This window comes from Acinetobacter gandensis (assembly GCF_001678755.1).
Lineage (GTDB): Bacteria > Pseudomonadota > Gammaproteobacteria > Pseudomonadales > Moraxellaceae > Acinetobacter > Acinetobacter gandensis.
The window spans coordinates 115,321-134,997 of sequence record NZ_LZDS01000028.1; the positions used below are offsets into that span (position 1 = coordinate 115,321).

The 19,677-nt window shown below is 40.3% G+C and carries 19 protein-coding genes; 9 read left to right on the forward strand and 10 right to left on the reverse strand.

Going from position 1 to position 19,677, the window contains the following annotated elements; genetic code table 11:
* Nucleotides 1-4: 4 nt before the first annotated feature.
* Entirely contained in the window at nucleotides 5-544 is a 540-nt protein-coding gene (locus tag A9J31_RS12850; protein WP_067766618.1) for a toll/interleukin-1 receptor domain-containing protein, read from the reverse strand.
* Nucleotides 545-716: 172 nt separating this feature from the next.
* Between A9J31_RS12850 and A9J31_RS12855 the strand changes: the two genes are divergently transcribed.
* On the forward strand, nucleotides 717-992 hold the full coding sequence (locus A9J31_RS12855; protein WP_067766621.1) for a type II toxin-antitoxin system Phd/YefM family antitoxin: 276 nt from the start codon (nucleotides 717-719) through the stop codon (nucleotides 990-992).
* Between the two features lie 39 nt (nucleotides 993-1,031).
* On the opposite strand, the gene A9J31_RS12860 is transcribed toward A9J31_RS12855, so the two are convergent.
* Complete coding sequence (locus tag A9J31_RS12860) at nucleotides 1,032-2,153, reverse strand: zinc-binding metallopeptidase family protein (RefSeq protein WP_067766624.1); 1,122 nt, start codon at nucleotides 2,151-2,153, stop codon at nucleotides 1,032-1,034.
* Between the two features lie 350 nt (nucleotides 2,154-2,503).
* On the opposite strand from A9J31_RS12860, the gene A9J31_RS15970 reads away from it, so the two are divergent.
* From A9J31_RS15970 to A9J31_RS12880, 5 genes are read left to right on the forward strand one after another with little or no spacing between them, the layout of a single operon-like run.
* Nucleotides 2,504-2,620: a hypothetical protein gene (locus tag A9J31_RS15970; RefSeq protein ID WP_425394351.1), complete on the forward strand. Its 117-nt coding sequence runs from the start codon at nucleotides 2,504-2,506 to the stop codon at nucleotides 2,618-2,620.
* A gap of 2 nt (nucleotides 2,621-2,622) precedes the next feature.
* Nucleotides 2,623-3,060 (forward strand): CopG family ribbon-helix-helix protein, encoded by a 438-nt coding sequence (locus tag A9J31_RS12865; RefSeq protein ID WP_067766627.1) that lies wholly within the window; start codon nucleotides 2,623-2,625, stop codon nucleotides 3,058-3,060.
* Nucleotides 3,061-3,077: 17 nt separating this feature from the next.
* Nucleotides 3,078-4,901, forward strand: coding sequence for an allophanate hydrolase (gene atzF / locus A9J31_RS12870; protein ID WP_067766630.1), 1,824 nt, complete (start codon nucleotides 3,078-3,080; stop codon nucleotides 4,899-4,901).
* Nucleotides 4,898-5,920 (forward strand): ABC transporter substrate-binding protein, encoded by a 1,023-nt coding sequence (locus tag A9J31_RS12875; RefSeq protein ID WP_067766634.1) that lies wholly within the window; start codon nucleotides 4,898-4,900, stop codon nucleotides 5,918-5,920. The genes atzF and A9J31_RS12875 overlap by 4 nt, the downstream gene beginning before the upstream one ends.
* A gap of 52 nt (nucleotides 5,921-5,972) precedes the next feature.
* Nucleotides 5,973-6,998 (forward strand): ABC transporter substrate-binding protein, encoded by a 1,026-nt coding sequence (locus A9J31_RS12880; RefSeq protein ID WP_067766637.1) that lies wholly within the window; start codon nucleotides 5,973-5,975, stop codon nucleotides 6,996-6,998.
* 78 nt (nucleotides 6,999-7,076) lie between these two features.
* Here A9J31_RS12880 and A9J31_RS12885 read toward each other — a convergent pair whose 3' ends face one another.
* From A9J31_RS12885 to A9J31_RS12915, 7 genes are all read right to left on the reverse strand, one after another.
* The gene (locus A9J31_RS12885; protein ID WP_067766640.1) at nucleotides 7,077-7,976 is read right to left on the reverse strand and encodes an NHL repeat-containing protein; all 900 of its coding nucleotides are present in this window, start codon (nucleotides 7,974-7,976) and stop codon (nucleotides 7,077-7,079) included.
* Complete coding sequence (gene ahr, locus A9J31_RS12890) at nucleotides 7,973-8,986, reverse strand: NADPH-dependent aldehyde reductase Ahr (RefSeq protein WP_067766643.1); 1,014 nt, start codon at nucleotides 8,984-8,986, stop codon at nucleotides 7,973-7,975. Before ahr ends, A9J31_RS12885 begins: the two co-directional genes overlap by 4 nt.
* A 3-nt stretch (nucleotides 8,987-8,989) precedes the next feature.
* The gene (locus A9J31_RS12895; protein WP_067766646.1) at nucleotides 8,990-10,066 is read right to left on the reverse strand and encodes an isopenicillin N synthase family dioxygenase; all 1,077 of its coding nucleotides are present in this window, start codon (nucleotides 10,064-10,066) and stop codon (nucleotides 8,990-8,992) included.
* Nucleotides 10,067-10,135: 69 nt separating this feature from the next.
* The gene (locus tag A9J31_RS12900; RefSeq protein ID WP_067766649.1) at nucleotides 10,136-10,465 is read right to left on the reverse strand and encodes a DMT family transporter; all 330 of its coding nucleotides are present in this window, start codon (nucleotides 10,463-10,465) and stop codon (nucleotides 10,136-10,138) included.
* A gap of 9 nt (nucleotides 10,466-10,474) precedes the next feature.
* Nucleotides 10,475-11,368, reverse strand: coding sequence for an ABC transporter ATP-binding protein (locus A9J31_RS12905; protein WP_067766652.1), 894 nt, complete (start codon nucleotides 11,366-11,368; stop codon nucleotides 10,475-10,477).
* Entirely contained in the window at nucleotides 11,368-12,312 is a 945-nt protein-coding gene (locus tag A9J31_RS12910) for an ABC transporter permease (RefSeq protein WP_067766655.1), read from the reverse strand. The genes A9J31_RS12905 and A9J31_RS12910 overlap by 1 nt, the downstream gene beginning before the upstream one ends.
* 218 nt (nucleotides 12,313-12,530) lie before the next feature.
* Nucleotides 12,531-13,502, reverse strand: coding sequence for a LysR substrate-binding domain-containing protein (locus A9J31_RS12915; protein WP_067766658.1), 972 nt, complete (start codon nucleotides 13,500-13,502; stop codon nucleotides 12,531-12,533).
* Nucleotides 13,503-13,748: 246 nt separating this feature from the next.
* On the opposite strand from A9J31_RS12915, the gene A9J31_RS12920 reads away from it, so the two are divergent.
* The 3 genes from A9J31_RS12920 (at nucleotide 13,749) to A9J31_RS12930 (ending at nucleotide 17,914) form a co-directional block, all read left to right on the forward strand.
* Nucleotides 13,749-14,972: an acyl-CoA dehydrogenase gene (locus A9J31_RS12920; protein WP_067766661.1), complete on the forward strand. Its 1,224-nt coding sequence runs from the start codon at nucleotides 13,749-13,751 to the stop codon at nucleotides 14,970-14,972.
* Between the two features lie 224 nt (nucleotides 14,973-15,196).
* Nucleotides 15,197-16,621 (forward strand): MFS transporter, encoded by a 1,425-nt coding sequence (locus A9J31_RS12925; protein WP_067766664.1) that lies wholly within the window; start codon nucleotides 15,197-15,199, stop codon nucleotides 16,619-16,621.
* A gap of 63 nt (nucleotides 16,622-16,684) precedes the next feature.
* Nucleotides 16,685-17,914, forward strand: a complete 1,230-nt coding sequence (locus tag A9J31_RS12930) for a CaiB/BaiF CoA transferase family protein (RefSeq protein ID WP_067766667.1) — start codon at nucleotides 16,685-16,687, stop codon at nucleotides 17,912-17,914.
* Between the two features lie 126 nt (nucleotides 17,915-18,040).
* Here the strand turns inward: A9J31_RS12930 and A9J31_RS12935 are convergent, their stop codons facing one another.
* The gene (locus tag A9J31_RS12935; protein WP_067767005.1) at nucleotides 18,041-19,393 is read right to left on the reverse strand and encodes an 8-oxoguanine deaminase; all 1,353 of its coding nucleotides are present in this window, start codon (nucleotides 19,391-19,393) and stop codon (nucleotides 18,041-18,043) included.
* Between the last annotated feature and the right edge of the window lie 284 nt (nucleotides 19,394-19,677).

A 19,677-nucleotide genomic window follows, 5' to 3' on the forward strand; every position in this document is an offset into this window, starting at 1 on the left:
TTAATTAACCTTTTAACCATGTTTTTAAATTTTTACAATCACCGTTTGGATACCATAGATAATACTCACCGGCGGTATTTACACTTTCTTTGATGTAAGGATAGATTTGGAGATATTCATTTCCATTCCAAGAAGATGGGCTATCAATTAATGGTAATAAGGCAATTTTATCTTTATGTAATTTGAATGGGTCGGCTATACCTATTTCCCAATTACACCATCTTGATGCCAATGCTTCATTTGTTGCTAACAAAATAAATTTATCATTTAAACAAACAATCTGATTTTTGATCTTTGTTGCTGTAATTCCATTTGTCTGTTCAGGCATTGTTTCATCTGCCCAATCTACATATATGCTCATTCCTAAATTTTCAAAAAATACTTTTGCGACTTGTACAAATTCTTTGTCTTTATGTGAATGGGATAAAAAAATACTCGTCGTAGAGTCAGATTTAGTAAACTTTCTGCTTTCATTCAAGAATTCTGAATCCAACATACCTGATTGATTACGAGTTACGGTTTTAAATCTATTTTTGGTGAACATATTATGATTGATTTTTAAGAATTTATTTTATCCATTTTATACAAATTTTATGATGAATTAAATTAAGAATGAAAGATTTTTCTAACAAAAAGACTAAATAACAGATCTTTTAAAAGGTCTCTAAATTGGTTATCATTTAGCTATTGTTTGCATATCTAGGACATTGACCAATATGAACAATATTATTCATTCACGCTTTGTCGCAAGTGTTTCCGACCTTAAAAAGAATCCCATGGAAGTCGTAAACAATGGCTTTGGCGAAGCAGTTGCCATCTTAAATCGTAACAATCCAGCATTCTATTGTGTCCCCGCGGACATGTATGAACGCTTAATGGATTTAATTGAAGACAAAGAACTGCTTAAACTTGCTGAAGAAGCGCAAACAGAAGAAACCGTAAAGGTAAGCCTAAATGACCTACGAGCTCGAGTTCACAAAAACCGCGCTTAAAAATTTGAAAGTGCAAATTTTAAACTTAAAATCATGTTTTTAAACATTACTTAGCACTTTATGTGGTTTTGTTTGAGACGCAAAAGCTTTCTCCAAAACATGCCGATGGATAAAACGTAGCTTATCTTTAACTTTTTCACTGAGTTTAAATGGATAGGCATCTTCCAGCCCCATACTGCGGTTTAGAGCATTTAAATTAAAAGTCAGTGTTTGCCAATTTTCTAAAATATGCTCAAAGTCGCTGCCACCAATGGGGCATTCTTTAAAGTCCATCGAATTTAAAGTTGTACCATTACCTTCAACACGCAAACCTGCATAGTAAGCGGTTTCTAAAGTATCCATCATGTGTAAATAATGCGACCAAGTTTCAGCCCAATCTTCCCAAGGGTGTGTTGTGGCATAACTGCTGATAAATGAATCTTGCCAATGATCGGGTGGGCCTTCTTCATAGTGTTTTTTTAAAGCCATGCCATAGTCTTGACGTTCATCACCAAAGTAGGCGCGAAATTCATCTAAAAGTTCAGGATGCAACTGCGACATAATGTCGAAATAATGATGCCCACTTTCATGACGAAAATGCCCTAAAAGTGTACGATAGTTTTCACCCATTTTGACCCGAGTCGTTTCTCTATAGACCACATCGGCTTCACTGGCATTCAAAGTAATAATGCCCTTGGTATGCCCCGTCATCACAGGTTTACCGTCAATTGGCATTAAAAAATCATAACGCAGTCCAAATCTGTCTTGAGCATCCCGTTTGGGCAGCGGCATCATATTCATGCGTTGTGCTAAATATAAAAAACGGCGTTTGGCTTTTTCTATGCGACGCCAATAAATTAAATTTTCTTCTATATCCAACTGTGGAATGGTGTGCGTGAGCTGGCAAGACTCACAATAATCTTCAGGATCATCGGCAGCCAACACCCAATTACATGCATCAAAATGTGTATGGTTATAACAAGGCTTATAAAGCTGAGGTGTGACGTCAAGTGCTAAAGAACATTGTGGGGAAATGGCTTGCCATAAATGGCTTTCGATGGGTTTAAAGCAGAGCATATTTCTTAAAGAAGATACATAACCGAGCAACGCATGGCAGTGTTCACATTCGCTGTGCTCAAAAAATATCTGATGATCGCAGTTCGCACATGTAAAGTATTTCATGGTCAATCCTTCGATTTTTTAAGAATGTGCATCACGTTTAAATTTTGCGCTGTCTCAGCGTGCTTCGCAATATAGCATAGGTGTTCAAATTGTTAAGCCTGAATATTTGGCTAGCTAAACATCTGCATGGATGACTAGTTCATGGATGAATAGAAACTACGAATACTTTTAGCGCCAATACAGCGCATCAAATGTAAATTCGCACATTTATTCAGCATAAAAATTCCATTTAAAAAGATAAAGCACTGATTTTTACCTTTCTCATGTTGGCACGCATTCTGCATTTTATTGTCTAGGTAATACAAATTTTAAGATTCGTATTATTTCAATACATGAAATAGGAGATGCACATGAACGCTGCTCATAACAAACAAAAAGCATTGCATCCGTTTAAACGGTTCCTGATTGAACTTTTTAGCGTGCGTGCAGGTCTATACATCAAACAGGATCACAAATTCGGAGAATAAACGTGCCTAAACAAAAATTGGCACGAATCAGTGTGACGGTGCCAGAAATCACTTTAAGTGCTTTGGATCAAAAAATTGTTGATCAACATTATGAGAGTCGTTCACAGGCCATTGTTGACATGATTAATAAGCATTTAATTGCGGAGCAGGCCATTTTAAACGAAGTCATGGTTGGCACATTAACACTGCTATACGACGCAGCATTTAAGCCCCTACGAACGCATTTACTCGATTTACAGCAGCAGTTTCTAACTCAAGTCATTAGCTCCTTACATATCCAACTAGCTGATAACAAAGTCATGGAAGTCATGCTGATGCAAGGGAAAAGCACAGAACTCAGACAGATTAGTCAGCAATTTATTGTGCTTAAAGGCGTGATTAAAGGGCATTTAGAAATGATGGATGCCGTCATGCCGCCCATTCAACAGAATAACCAATGAAATACAGGAGTTGCCTGATGACAAAGCAATGGACGATTCAGGACTGGCGAGAAGCCTATCAATCGGGTCAGATTCAATTAGATGATCTTAAAGCCTATGTTGCAGAGTTGCCGAATGATGATCATGCATGGATCAGTATTGCGTCGGTTGAACAAATTCAAGAGCAAATAGTGGCTTTAAAAGTCCTTAATAATGAAGATTTGCCTTTATACGGTATTCCTTTCGCCGTGAAAGATAATATTGATGTTGCTGGCTTTTATACCACGGCAGCATGTAAAGAAGCCGAATATTTAGCCCAAAATGATGCAACAGTAGTTGAGAAACTTAAAGCCGCAGGTGCCATTGTTGTCGGTAAAACCAATCTTGATCAATTTGCGACGGGCTTGGTGGGAGTCCGTTCACCCTTTGGCGCAGTCAAAAACAGTTTTAATCCTGAATATATCAGTGGCGGTTCGAGTTCAGGATCTGCTGTAAGTGTGGCCAATGGTCAAGTGCCATTTTCACTTGGCACAGATACGGCAGGCTCTGGTCGCGTACCCGCAGGACATAACAATATTGTCGGTTTGAAACCAACAAAAGGTTGGTTTTCCACGACGGGGTTAATCCCTGCATGTCGAACTTTAGATGTTATTTCTATATTCGCCTTAAACGTGTCAGACGCATGGCAAGTTGCTCAAATTATGCAAGGTTTTGATACAATTGATGACTATTCACGGCAGCATCCGCGTACTGTGCCGACACAATTTTCTAAAGGCAAAATTGCAATACCGAAGCAACTCGAATTTTATGGTGATACAGCATCAGCTGATGCTTTTGCCTTAGCTATCTCACGCTTGGAAGAATTAGGTTATAGCGTTGAAGCCATTGATTTTAGTGCGTTTAATGAATTGGCAGCAGCTTTGTACAATGATGCGTGGGTGGCGGAGCGAACTCATGCGGTTGAAAGAATAGTAAAGCGTGAACATACGCATCCGGTTATAGCGAAAATTATTGCTCAAGCAGATGGTTTTGATGCTGTAGATACCATGCAAGCAGAATATAAGCGTGCAAATTTGGCACGAGTGATTAATCAATACTTAGCCCCATATGATGCCTTGATGGTGCCAACTGCGCCAACGATTTATAAAATTGCAGATGTTGAAGCTGATCCTTTGGTTAAAAATAGCCATATGGGGGCGTATACCAACTTTGTAAATTTTGCAGATTTATCAGCAATTGCAGTTCCGAATACGATACGTGACGATGGCTTACCAAGTGGCGTGACCTTTATTGCGTCAGCCTGGATGGATCAGGCTTTGGCGAATTTCGCACAAACTTGGCAAGCTGAAGTGAATTTACCTTTAGGCACATCCAATAAAAAAATTGAAATCCAGTCTCCACGTTCTGACATTTTGAGTTCATCAAATACTGTAAAGCTAGCGGTTGTTGGTGCGCATTTAACTGGTATGCCACTGAATTTTCAGCTTACAACACGCGGTGGAACATTATTAGAAAAGACCAAAACTGCTGCACATTACAAACTTTTTGCACTTAAAAACACCATACCACCAAAACCGGGCTTACAACGAATAGCCAAAGGTGGTCAAGCAATTGAAGTTGAAGTTTGGGATATCCCTGCGGCATGTTTCGGTGACATTGTTGCGGAAGTTCCAGCACCTCTAGGTATAGGCAATGTAGAACTTGCTGACGGTACTTGGGTGAAAGGCTTTATTTGCGAAGCTTATGCCTTAGAAAATGCCACAGATATTAGCCACTTTGGTAGTTGGCGCGACTATATCAAATCAATTCAAAGTACCAATACAAAATTCAAATGCAACTGCATAGGGGAAGTTATTCAATGATTAAGAAAGCCTGTTTATCAGCATCAATATGCTGCGCTATTTTCTTGAGTGGATGTGACAATACGGCCAAGATTCCTGAGCCAAGTGATAAAGCACAGGGGAGTCTGAATACTAAGCCGATTACTATTGGGTATAGTGATTGGCCGGGTTGGGTGGCTTGGCAAGTGGCAATTGAAAAAGGCTTTTTAAAAGAAGCAGGTGTCAACGTCGATTTTAAATGGTTCGATTATTCTGCCTCAATCAATGCTTTTTCAGCAAATCAGCTGGATGCAGTGTCTGTTTCGAACGGAGATAACTTGGTGATTGCTTCTGGTGGCACTAAAGGTATCATGATTATGGCAACCGATTATTCTGCCGGTAATGATGTGATTATTGCTAAAAATGGCATTAACTCTGTGGCGGATTTGAAAGGTAAATCGATTGCGGTTGAAAAAGGTTTGGTGGATCATTTGCTCTTAGCGACAGCTTTAGATGATGCCAAAATTCCTGCATCGGATGTGACGCTAGTCAACTCAATGACCAATGAACTTCCACAAGTTTTTAACAGTCCAGATGTAGCAGCAGTTGCTGTGTGGCAACCCGTGGCTAATCAAGCACTCAAAGCGGTGGCCGGTTCTAAAATTATTTATAGTTCAAAAGATAAGCCGGGGCTGATTTACGATACTTTGACCGTCAATATGACACATTTATCGACACATAAAGAAGAATGGAAAAAGATCATTCAAGTGTGGGATAAAACCGTGAAATTTATTAATGATCCTGCAACGCATGATGAAGCCGTCAAAATTATGGCCAACAAAGTCGGGGTTGATCCAAAAGCCTACGAGCAATTTATAGGTGGGACGCATTTATTAGATTTAGAAGCAAATAAAAAGGCTTTTACCAAAGGTACGGGCTTTGATTCTATTTATGGCTCAAGCTACCACGTCAATGAGTTCAACTTTAAAAATGGTGTTTACACCAACAAGGTGGATGTCGATGGTGTGATCTATCCTGAATTAGTATCAACTTTACCATAATGTTTTGAAGGCTTTTCCATGTGAAAAGCCTTTTTTTGTTTAGGGGGCCTGTATGTTTAAAAAATTATCTCTTTCTGTTTTGATTGCTTCAAGTTTATTACTGGTGGGTTGTAGTAAATCTTCAGACTCCACATCTGAAGCCAATACAACAAGTCAAAGTTCTGCACCAATTCGCATCGCTTATAGCGAATGGCCAGGTTCCCTGGCTTGGGAAGTTGCCAAATCCAAAGGTTGGTTTGAAGATGCAGGGCTTAATGTCCAACTTGAATGGTTCTCAGACTATAATGCATCCATTCAAGCCTTCTTAGCAGGCAAAATTGATGGAGCAAGTGTCGCAAATGGCGATAACTTTATGCTGTCATCGCAGGGGGTAAATGGCAGTATTATTTTGGTCAACAGTATGTCGACAGGTAATGACATTATCATTGCCAAGCCGGGGATTGAATCAGTTAAAGATCTTGCAGGCAAAACCGTTGCCTTTGAAAAAGGTTTGGTGAGTGAATTGTTCTTTACCACAGCCATGGAAAATGAAGGACAAGACCCTAGTAAAGTTAAAGTTGTGAATGCTGTAACCCAAGAACTGTCGCAAGTATTCAATACTCCAGGGATTGATGCGATTACGCTGTGGCATCCTTTCGGTTTACAAGCACTTAAAGCTGTTCCCGGTTCTAAAGTGATTTATGACTCGAGTAAAACACCGGGCCTTATTTATGATGTGTTGTCTGTAAACTTACCAAATATTGAAAAACGTAAAGATGATTGGACCAAATTGGTGGTGGTTTGGGACAAAGTCGTGAAATACCTTGAAGACCCTGCAACCCGTGCCGATGGCATTAAAATCATGGCAAATCGTGCTGATATTCAACCTGAACAGCTCGAAAATTTAATGGCCGGTACAACCTTACTTGATTTAGAGGATAACAAAAAAGTATTTACCAAAGGTGACGGTTTCGATTCACTGTATGGTTCATCTTATAACGTGAATGAATTTAATATGCGTGTCGGGATTTATTCAGACAGCCCTAAGGTTGAAAATACCATCTATCCACATTTAGTGAACAATGCCAAAGCTGAATAAATCTTTAATATAAAAAATGTAAAATAAAAAAGGGCTATTAAAGCCCTTTTTTATTGTGTTTAGTTTTTGGTAATGTTCTTAGGCTTTAATCACCCACATTTTTTCAACATCATGTGCGCTAATCCATAAGTGTTCACCGCATTGCGTCACAGCACCACTTCCAGTATCTGCGTCTGCAGTGATCTGTCTTATAATTTTACCCGAAATATAATCAATTTCGATTAAAAGTAAATGTGTCGTTCTTACCCACAGCCGATGATTCGAAGCAAAAATATCGCCACCATCACCACACGCTAATTCAGGTAGTTGAATCGTTTGGACACATTTACAGGTCACAGCATCAATTTTTGAGACTGTTCCATTTTTTTGATTCAAACTAAATACATATTGATTATTTGCAGTAATAAACCAAGGTGTTTCATCCACAGTTATGCAATGGGTCACTTGATTTAAAATGGGGTCGATACTCTGAATAGAAGCATGTTGGGTATTGCTCAGCCAAATTAAACCTGCGCCAAAACAGACATTGTATGAACCGGGTAAGACTTCAATATGCGTTTCAATACGACCGCTACAAGGGCTAATTTTGGTCAGTAAACCTTCTGCTGACATCACCCAAATGGCATCGTGAGAAGCGGCCAAACTAAATTCACCCGTTAAGTCAGCAAGTCCTGTCGGTATAATTGCTAAAATTTCATTACTGATTTGATCTATTTTATAAATGGACTGATTTTCAAGACTCGCCACCCAAACAGCTGAAAATGCACATACAGGAATGCCTGCAGCTTTAGGCACTGAAATTTCAGCCACGACGGCTTCATGCTGTGCACAGTATTTTTGCAAGACATCTTGATTGGTTGCCCAAATATAACGTCCATTACTGGCCATAAAATCCACAAAACCCGCAACTTGGCGGGTTTGTAAGGCAACCTGTTTTATGGAAAATTTATTAGAACCAATGACAGCAGCATTATTCATACATGTAGCTCCTGCATATTGAGCACTGCACGATAGCGCAGTTCGCCTTGACGTAATTTTTCAATTGCATCGTTGACTTTAGATACCGGAAACTCCTCAACCCAAGGTTGAATATGATGCCGTGCACAGAAATCGAGCAGTTGGTGCATCGCCAAAGGCGTACCTGTCGGTGAACCCGTAAGGCTAATTTGCTGGTCAATCAACTGAAAGCTTGAGATTTGAATTGGTGCTTCAACCAAACCGATCACATGAAATTTTCCTTCGGGTGCGAGCAAACGAATATAAGCTTCCCAATCTAAGGTTTGATTTACAGTATTGACAATAAGGTCAAAGGATTGCGGGGCGATGTCATTTAAATGGATTGAAGACAGAACTTGATCCGCGCCTAGTTTTTTTAATTCCTCAAACTTTGCAGGGTTTGAGCTAAATGCCGTGACTTTACAACCCCACGCCTTATAAAGTTGAACTGCAATATGGCCCAAACCACCAATACCAATCACTGCAACATGATGAATGCCTTGAATGCCATGTTGTAATAAGGGGCTAAATACAGTAAGTCCACCACAGAGCAAAGGACCTGCAGTTTTTAAATCCAGATCTTCAGGAATAGGAATGACCCAAGGGGCTTGTGCACGTACATGACTGGCAAAACCACCATGACGTCCAACAATGGTCGCTTCAGATTGTTTACAAAGATGTGACTTGGCAGATAAACAAGGATGACAGGTTTGACAATTGCCTGATTGCCAGCCTAAACCCACGGTTTGTCCTAATGTTAAATGTGTAACAGTAGAACCAAGTTTTGAAATACGTCCAATCACTTCATGACCGGGTACAAAAGGATATTGTGTTTGTTGCCAATCATTATCCAACATCGAAAGGTCTGAGTGGCATAAACCACAGTAAATCACCTCAATTTCAATCTCATCTGCTTTAAGTTCTTCAAACTCAAACTGATAAGGCTGAAGTGCTTGTTTAGGCGAATATGCTGCATAAGCAGAAACAGGCATTTATTATTCTCCCAAGTCATCGTAATTATGTTTCCCAAAATGAACATTGGGACCTGTGAGTTGAATCTCGCCACGTTTGACCATTTCACGCATATAGACAAAGCCTTGCGCACTGACCTCAAATAAATGTTGTCCTGCAATCACGGGTGGGTATTTTTCTAATGCTTCAGCTGTTGCAAATTGAGGGAGTGGTTTAATTTCCACATCATAGTCACAGGCAAAGAACAGTGGAAATGAATAACGCTCATCACGAACTTTACGGACACGGTGTGACGTTGCTGTAAAACGACCACCACTTAAGGCTTCAATCATGTCGCCAATATTCACCACAAAAGTATCTTCAATCGGTGGTGCATCAATCCATTCACCTTTTGAGTTTACGACTTCAAGCCCAGGTGCGGTTGGTAGTAAAATGGTAAACAGCTCCATGTCTGTATGTGCGCCAAATCCCAAAATGTCTTCAGCGTCGAGATCATGTGGATAATGCATTAAACGTAATTGGGAGGTTGGGCGAGTCACTAAACGATTTAGCGCATCGGGTTCAAGTTGCAGTGCCAGCTCAAAACCACGCAATAGCACACGTCCGAGTGCAATTACATCGGCATAATAAGTACTAATATCTTCTTTAAAATTCGGTAAGTCTGCCCAAACGTTTGAACCATGCATGGGTTTATTGGCAATCACATCGGGGTCGTTATCAGGTAAATCCCAACTCAGATCAAAGGCTTCTTTATTGTCTGTTTTGTTTGGAAGATCAGCTAAATCAGGACGGTCGATTGCTTCCACACGCTCTTCACCCGGTGGCACATAACCACGGTGTTTAATACCGAACTTGCCTGCGTAATATTGCATTTTTTCTTCAAGTGGTAAGGCAAAAAATGCTTTGGCTTGCGCTTGTAATGCTTCAATATGTGCTTTGGGAATTCGATGACCTTTAATATATAAGAAACCTACATGCTCGGCTGCTTTGCCAAGCACATGCGCGACACGTTGTTGATTATTAGGGTCAGCACTATATAACCCTGAAATATCAATCACAGGAATTTCACTAAAATCTTTCTCAATACTTTGAATGCTCATATTACCCCCAAATATAGACACACCTGTTGTGGAAAATTTCGCGTGCCTAAGGACTTAAATTAATTCATGTTAAATTTCGGTACTGTTTGAAAATACATTAATAATGATGATGCCTAGCACCATAAAGGACAGGCCAATCAAGGCAGCATTATCAAGTTGCTGTTTATAGAAAACCCAACCAATACATGAAATTAGAATGATGCCTGCACCAGACCAAAGGGCATAGGTAATGCCTACGGGAATGGTTTTCATAGTCAATGCCAAAAAGTAGATGGCAACCAAATAACCCAATACTGTGATGCTAGATGGAATCCACTGGGTAAAACCATTCGATGCCTTTAATGCTGAAGTTGCAATGACTTCAGCAACAATCGCAATCATCAAGTACATATATGCCATATTGTCCTCTTATTTTTGTGAGCTGACTTTGGTCATACGCGGAATGACTGGTAATTCTGCCAGTGCAGGATCTAGTTCGTCTTCATCAGCATGGACTAAATAATCCACACGCTGACGCAGTTTCTTAAACTCGGGTGTCAACATCACCTCAGCATCACGCGGGCGGGGTAAATCAACTTCAATAATTTCTTTAATTTCGCCGGGATTGGCTTTTAAGGCAACAATACGGTCTGCTAGCAAAATGGCTTCATCCATATCGTGGGTGACAAAAATAATCGTGATATCAATGTTTTGCCAAAGGTCCATTAAGTGGCGCTGCATTTTTTGGCGCGTATGTGGATCAAGTGCACCAAATGGTTCATCCATCAATAGAATTTTGGGTTCATTCACTAAAGCACGCGCAATCGCAACTCGTTGCTTCATCCCGCCCGAAAGTTCATGCGGATATTGATTTTCGTATTTTTCCAAACCAATAATATTGATCCATTCACGTGCATGGGCTTCGGCAGAGGCGTGACTTTGACCTTTCATTTTAGGCCCAAACATCACGTTGTCTTTCACTGTTTTCCATGGAAATAATGTATAGCCCTGAAACACCATGCCACGTTCTGGACTCGGCCCTAAAATGGGCTGACCGTCCACTAAAATTTCACCACTGGTATAAGGGTCTAGTCCTGCAACCACACGGCTAAATGTCGATTTACCACATCCAGATGGGCCTATGACACAAATAAACTCACGTTTATGAATTTTTAAATTTATAGCGTTCAAAATGGTGCGTTCAGTTTTGCCATGTTTAAACGATTGTGTGAGTTGTTTGGCTTCTAAAATGACAGAGCGTTGATAAATATTGTCAAAATATTCACGAGCATTAAATTCTGCGTTTTGAGAGTTGTTTTGCATTAGTTTGCTCCCGCTTTCCATCTAAATAGACGTTGACCTAGTTTCATTAAAATCACATCGCAAATTAAACCAATCACACCAATAATGAGGATGGCTGCGAACACATTGTCAAAGTGCTGATAACGCGCTTGTTGAGTAATAAACCATGTAATGCCTGAGGTACTGCCGATCAGTTCAGCGACAATTAAATATGTCCATGCCCAACCTAAAAGCACTCGCAAATTACGGTAAATTTCAGGCAACGCCGCAGGAATAACCACGTGAAATAGGCTTTTTAGTTTATTGGTACCGAGGGTAAAACCAGCTTCAATCAGACTGTGGTCAACCAAGCGTGTGGTATTTGCAATAATCAGGATCTGTTGGAACAGCGTACCAATCACAATAATGGCTATCTTCGGTGCATCATTAATACCCAAAATCGCCACGGCAAGTGCGCCAAAAGCTGGGGCAGGTAAGTAACGAAAAAACTCTACGAAGGGCTCAACTAATTGAGAAATTTTATTGGAGAAACCACATAGAATACCTAAAGGTAAACCCACAATTGATGAGATAAAAAAAGCAGTAAATACCAATTTAATACTGTGCCAAAGACTCTCATGAAACCAAGGTGCATTGGCTTGAACAGGTGCAGTGGTAAATGCAGTGACTAAAGCTTTTGCAACTTCATGCGGTGCAGGTAAATAAATTGGATTAACCAAAATGCCTTGCGGTGGTGCTTGACCTGTATCGACAGCATTTTGTGCTTCAGCATAAAAAGTGGCTTTATCTACGCGACTGTCGACTTGTAAAAAAGGCACACTACCTGAATCTGTGATTTTAACCTGGGGATGCCAAATAAATGGTAAATAGCTGACAGCACACCAAATGAAGATGGGAATTAAAAAAGACCCTAAGCCAAGCAACACTTTGTTTTTTGGACTAAGTTCGCGTGCAACGTAGCTCATATATGCCGCCCCTCAATATTACAATTTATATAAAACGTAATACTGTTTAAGCAAAATGAATGCCAAAGATGCAGAGGCGATAATTAATAATTTTAATTTTATTAATTAAAACAATCTCTTATTTTTTGAATGTCATTGAATTTAAAATACTGAAGGAAACGACCCTCCCTAAAAAATAGCAAACTCGCAATCAGACAGTGCAAGACCGCTTCAATATGTTAGTGCCTTCTAAGAAAAGCGTGATGGCTTAGTTTCTCTTGACTCAAAAGCAGTTCTTGTTTCATCCAATCAACAAATTTAAGCATCATTGGAGAAACATCTTGGCTAGAGTGAATTAAGTAATATTTACGTGCACCTTCTAGGGGCTGCGTTGATGCCAATACCAATTCATTTTTTTGCAGTTCAGACTCAATTAACATTTTGGGAATGAGTGCCATACCCATGGCATGGGTAGCAGCAACAGCCAACATTGAAAACAATTCATGTCGTTGACCTAAGTAAGATTTTTCATGCTGAATTTTTTGCGCTTGAAACCATTCTTGCCAAATGGTTGGTCGTGTTGTTTGTTGCAATAAGGGTAATTGTACCAATTGTTCAGGCGTAAGTTGATAGGCATTGTTTGAAACAGGTTTTGCTTCAGGGAAATAGCGTTGAATTAACTTTGGAGAACACACAGGCACAATACTTTCATTCATTAAAAAATGTGCTTGTATGCCAGGCCAATGTTGAATTTGCTGTTCAGTACCTGCAAATATTGCGGCATCATAAATATTGTCATTAAACAAAAAAGGCTTGGTACTGGTTTCTAAATGTAAGGTAATTTCTGGGTATTGCTCATTTAAACGATTAAGTTTGGGAAGAAGCCAACGGGTCGCAAAAGTAGGGACGACCCCAATTTTAAGTGTACCGCCCAAACCTTTATGTGCCATCACATCACTGGTGCATTTTTCTAAACCTGTAAGGTATGGCTTAATGCTTTTTACGTATTGTTTACCTGCTTCCGTGAGCTCTACGCCATGTCGAGCGCGGTTAAATACGCTTAAACCTAAAAAATCTTCGAGTTGTTGAATTTGTCGTGATACTGCACTTTGGGTCATGAACAGTTCTTGTGCTGCGTGCGTATAGCTCAGATGACGTGCGGATGCCTCAAAACAAAGCAGACTTTGTAAACTCGGTATATTTCTGCGCACGAAATCAATCCTGTGGTTTTATTGATCTCTTTACATTGCCATAGCGTACATCTACGCATATTCGACCATGGTCTTAATATATGCGAATACTACATTTTAGGGTGTGTAAAAGTTGATTTTAGTCACTTTTTTGAACCTAGTTATGCGTAATGTGCATATCTGTATGCAAATTACTCGTTTGATTGATTCCATTTTCAGCCCTAGCATCGAGTAAAACAAACAGAACTCATTCATGCAGAGGAAGCTATGAATCAAATGGTAAATACGAAAAAAGTGACAAAAGCACAATTTAACTGGAAAGATCCATTTCTGTTGGAATTACAATTAAGCGAAGAAGAACGCATGATTCGCGATACAGCGCATGCGTATTGCCAAGACCGTTTACAACCACGTGTACTTGATCAATTCCGTCATGAAAAAACTGATCCTGCTATTTTCCGTGAAATGGGCGAACTTGGCTTACTGGGTCCAACAATTCCTGAGCAATATGGTGGTGCAGGATTAAATTATGTTAGTTATGGTTTAGTGGCACGTGAAATTGAATATGTTGATTCAGGCTATCGCTCAATGGCAAGCGTACAAAGTTCTTTGGTGATGGTACCAATTAATGAATTTGGTTCAGAAGAACAAAAACAAAAATATTTACCAAAATTAGCGACAGGTGAATACATTGGTTGCTTTGGTTTAACAGAACCTGATCATGGCTCTGACCCCGGTAGTATGATTAGTCGTGCTAAAAAGGTCGATGGCGGCTATCGCTTAACAGGCGCAAAAATGTGGATTACCAATAGCCCAATTGCGGATGTATTTGTGGTGTGGGCTAAAGAAGTTTCCGCGGAAGGTAATGTTGGTGATATTCGTGGCTTTATTTTAGAAAAAGGCTGGGAAGGGCTATCTGCACCTGCGATACACGGTAAAGTTGGCTTACGCGCATCTATTACTGGTGAAATCGTTATGGACAATGTATTTGTCCCTGAAGAAAACGCTTTCCCTGAAGTACGTGGTTTAAAAGGGCCATTTACCTGTTTAAACAGCGCACGTTATGGCATTGCTTGGGGTGCAATGGGGGCTGCAGAATTTTGCTGGCACACTGCACATCAATACACCATGGACCGTAAACAATTTGGCCGCCCATTAGCTGCAAATCAATTGATTCAAAAGAAATTGGCAGATATGCAAACTGAAATTGCGCTGGGTTTACAGGCAGCTTTACGCTTCGGTCGTATGAAAGATGAAGGTATTGCAGCTGTTGAAGGCACTTCACTGATTAAACGTAATAATTGCGGTAAAGCCTTGGATATTGCGCGTGTGGCACGAGACATGATGGGCGGTAATGGCATTTCAGACGAATTTGGTGTGGCACGTCATTTGGTCAATCTTGAAGTCGTAAACACCTATGAAGGTACGCATGATGTGCATGCTTTAATCTTAGGGCGCGCTCAAACTGGAATTGCCGCATTTGGTAATTAATCCAGCTTTATAACCCATAAGTCATATTGAAATGAGTGCTCATATCAGAGCACTCTCGGCAAATATTGCTTGAAAATTATATTAATCGATAAAGGATTCATCGTGAAACACTCTTGTAAAGCTGTGCAGTAGGCCTCTGAGTTGAGATAAAAATAAGAAAATTAGGCAAATGTGCAGACATAGGAATGCCGATGACTCATTTGGGAAAATGAGGAACAAGGAACATGAATAACGATATGCAACACGGAGCAGGAACGCTCAAATTGCCGTCTAACGTCGGCACAATGCATCGTATTACCAGTAATACATGGAAAATGGCTTTTATTTTTGCCTTTATTTCCTTAGTGATTGATGGCGTGGATATTATGTTGCTGTCTTTTAGTCTTACAAGTCTAAAAGCAGAATTTGGTTTATCTACTTTTCAAGCAGGTATGCTTGGTAGTTCATCACTTGCTGGTATGGCTTTAGGTGGTATTTCAGGTGGTTGGGCCTGTGATAAATATGGTCGGGTAAAAACGATTGCATGGTCAGTGGTGTTTTTCTCCATCATGACGTGTATTTTGGGTTTCACTCAAAGTTATGAACAGTTTTTAATTCTCCGTTTTATTGGTGCTTTTGGTCTGGGTTCACTGTATATGGCGTGTAATACCCTGATGGCTGAATATGTACCAACCAAGTACCGTACAACCGTATTGGGTACACTTCAAACGGGGCAAACCGTTGGTTATATCGTGGCGACCTTAATGGCAGGTGCGATTATTCCAGATCATGGCTGGCGCATGTTGTTTTATGTGACCATTATTCCTGCGGCATTTGCGCTGTTCTTCATGCGTTTTGTCCCAGAGCCGAAGTCATGGCAAGAAGCGAAAATTGAGCAAATTAAACGTCGTGAACTTGGTGCTGAAACCTTGCAAACTGATCAGACTACAGTTAGCCAAGCACCTTCAGAGAGTATTTATAAGCGAATTTTTGGTCATACTAATCACCGTAAAATGTTCTTATTGTGGATGTCGACAGCTGCATTTTTACAGTTTGGCTATTATGGCGTAAACAATTGGATGCCGACCTATTTAGAAACCGAACTGAGCATGAACTTTAAAGCCATGACCGGTTATATGGTCGGTGCATATACCGCAATGATTTTGGGTAAAATCCTAGCAGGTTATGCCGCGGATAAATTTGGACGCCGTATTACCTTTGTATTTGGTACTGTGGCAACGGCAGCATTTTTACCAATCATCATTTTCTATAACACGCCAAGTAACATTGCATATTTATTGGTGACCTTTGGCTTCTTGTACGGCATTCCATACGGTGTCAATGCAACCTATATGGCAGAAAGCTTCTCAACAGATGTTCGTGGTACTGCAATTGGCGGTGCATATAACATGGGACGCTTGGGCGCAGCCATTGCACCAGCAACCATTGGTTTCATTGCGGCAGGTGGATCATTCACCATGGCATTTATTGTGATGGGCGCAGCGTACTTTATTGCTGGTGTAATCCCAGGCTTCTTTATCCGTGAACGTCAGTTCGATCCGCAGCAGGCAACACTTTCATCTGATGCTGAAAAAGAAAAACTGGCAGCAATGGATGTTAATGCCACTGAAAGTGATGCTAAAGAAGCAAAACCAGCCACCGCGAAATAAAAAAATAATGAAGTAATCAGTATGTGCCATCGCAGCTCAGTGATGGCACAGAAGGAGTAGAAAATGGGTGCATTAAAAGGAATACGTGTACTAGATTTAAGCCGTGTATTAGCAGGGCCATGGTGCGGGCAAATATTGGCGGATTTAGGTGCTGAAGTTATTAAAATTGAACGCCCCCAAGTCGGTGATGATACACGTATGTGGGGCCCACCTTGGATGCCAAATCAGCAAGGACAGGCAACAAAAGAATCGGGCTACTATCAATGTGCGAATCGGAACAAATATTCTGTAGCGATTGATATTGCCAGCGATGAAGGACAAGCCTTAGTTCGGGAAATTGCAATGACTGCAGATGTAGTCATTGAAAACTACAAAGCAGGATCATTAGTAAAATATGGTTTGGATTATGCGTCACTGAGTGCGCTAAATCCAAATTTGGTTTATTGTTCGATTACAGGCTTTGGTCAAGATGGTCCACGTGCCGAAGAACCAGGCTATGATTTTATTATTCAAGGTATGTCAGGTTTAATGAGTATCACAGGTGAATCTGACGATGTGGTTGGCGGTGGTGCACAAAAGGTGGGCGTTGCTGTCGTTGATATTCAAACAGGTTTATATTCTACTATCGCGATTCAAGCAGCGTTATTGGCAAGACAGCATACTGGACGTGGGCAGTATATTGATATGTCATTGCTAGATGTACAGGTCGCAGCTTTGGCCAATCAAGGTATGAATTATTTAACCTCTGGCCACTCGCCAAAACGAATGGGTAATAAACACCCCAATATTGTGCCTTATCAAACATTTAAAGCCAAAGATAAAGAATTTATTATTGCTTGCGGGAACGACAAACAGTTTAAGGATCTCTGCATTGCAATTGGCTATGCTGAATTATTAGAAGATACACGTTTTCTACGCAATCAAGACCGAGTTAAACATCGAGAGATACTAATACCGTTACTCTCCAACTTTTTCTTGCAGAAAAATGCTCAGGACTGGGTCAGTGCAATACATGCTGTGAAAGTACCTGTTGGTGTAATCAACTCAATAGAAGATGCACTGGCAGAACCACAAATTCAGCATCGTGAAATGGTGGTGAATATTCCACATGCACTTAACCCTGAATTTAAAGTGATTGGTTCACCGATGAAACTCTCAGATACACCGGTTGAATATCGTCATGCTCCGCCGCAGTTGGGTGAACATACTACGCAAATTTTATCGCGTTATCGCAATGCACATGAATTAGATGCTTTAAGAGTTAAGGGTATTATCGATATGCATGTTGCTTAAATATGTTCACTATTTAAAATATTGCTAACTTAAATATTGCATTGTGAAGCTTATGTCTCAGTTTTGACCGAAGGACTCCAATACTTCGGTCTTTTTTTAATTCTAAGATTTAAACGAAAATGCGATTTATGCTGCAAGCAGGTCTTTTGCTGCCTGACGGTGTTTTACCAATAGTTCTTCTAAATCAAGATTGACCAATTGCTGAGCTTTTACGACCCATTTTCCGTTGACCATGACATGTTCAGCTCGGTCTGCACCACAAAGCAACAACGCCGCAATTGGATCATGTGTACCAGAGAAACGGATATCATCTAAACGGTACATTGCGAGGTCAGCTTGAAAGCCTTCTGCGATTTGACCTAAATGTTTCTCACGGCCTAATAATTGTGCTGAGCCTTGGGTCGCCCATTTTAAGGCCAGTTCAGGCGTGATAACTTCTGCACCATATTTCAAGCGTTGCAAATACATGGCTTGGCGTGCTTCTAATATTAAGTTTGATGCGTCACCTGAGGCTGAACCATCGACACCTAAGCCAATAGTACTGCCAGCATGCATTAAATCTAATGTTGGGCAGATCCCTGAAGCAAGACGCATATTGGAATGTGGGCAGTGACAAATACCAACCTGTGCCTGACCTAATCGTTGAATTTCATCTGCATTAAAATGAATACCATGCGCAAGCCAAGTTCGTGAATTTAGCCAGCCTACGCTTTCTAAATAATCAACGGTACGCATACCAAACATTTCTAAGCAAAAATTTTCTTCATCTAGTGTTTCTGCCAAATGTGTATGTAGTCGAACATCCAGTTCATCAGCCAATTTTGCACTTTCACGCATAATGTTAGGTGTGACTGAAAAAGGGGAACATGGCGCGAGTGCAATATTGATCATCGCATCATCAGTCCGTTGATGATAGCGATGAATGAGACGTTCAGAATCTTTCAAAATGCTATCCATATCTTGCACGGTATGCTGTGGCGGAAGCCCACCAGCATCTTCACCTAAACTCATCGAGCCTCGAGTGAGCATGACACGTAGACCTAGATCTTTTGATGCTTCAACTTGTACGTCAATGGCATGGCTTAATTGGTTCGGAAAGAGATAATGATGATCGGCAGCAAAGGTACAGCCTGAGAGCAGTAATTCTGACAATGCAACTTGCGTGGCCAAATGCAACTGTTCAGGGTTCAGTTTTGCCCAAACGGGATACAAAGTTTTTAACCACGGAAATAATGGTGCATTTACCACAGGTGCCCAAGCACGGGTAAGGGTTTGATAAAAATGATGATGGCTGTTGATCAGGCCTGGCAATATTACTAAATCTTTTGCATCAAAAACTTCGTCATAGGGTAGAGTTGGCAAAGCATTGAGAGCAACTAGTTCTATAATTTTGCCATCTGATATGAGTATGCCACCACGGGCATCATGTTCATTTGCGGTAAATACCGCCAGTGGATTTTTAATCCAAATACAACGCATAACTGTCTCTTTATGTTCAATATCCATCGTATTTGAGCAATATCCATACCATGCAAAACTATATAAAGCTTTTTTGCAAAATTTAGCAGAGTTTTAATTCTTATAAAGATGTTATTAAACAATAACTTATATTTGGCACTATGTAGGTGTTCTAATTTTTAGAAAAAACAATACAAAACTAAGCAATAGACGAAACAGTTAAATCCGCCTATTTATTGATTATCAGGCGAATACTGATTAGGCACTTATTTAGAGGTATGAGATCAATATTAAAGAATATAGAT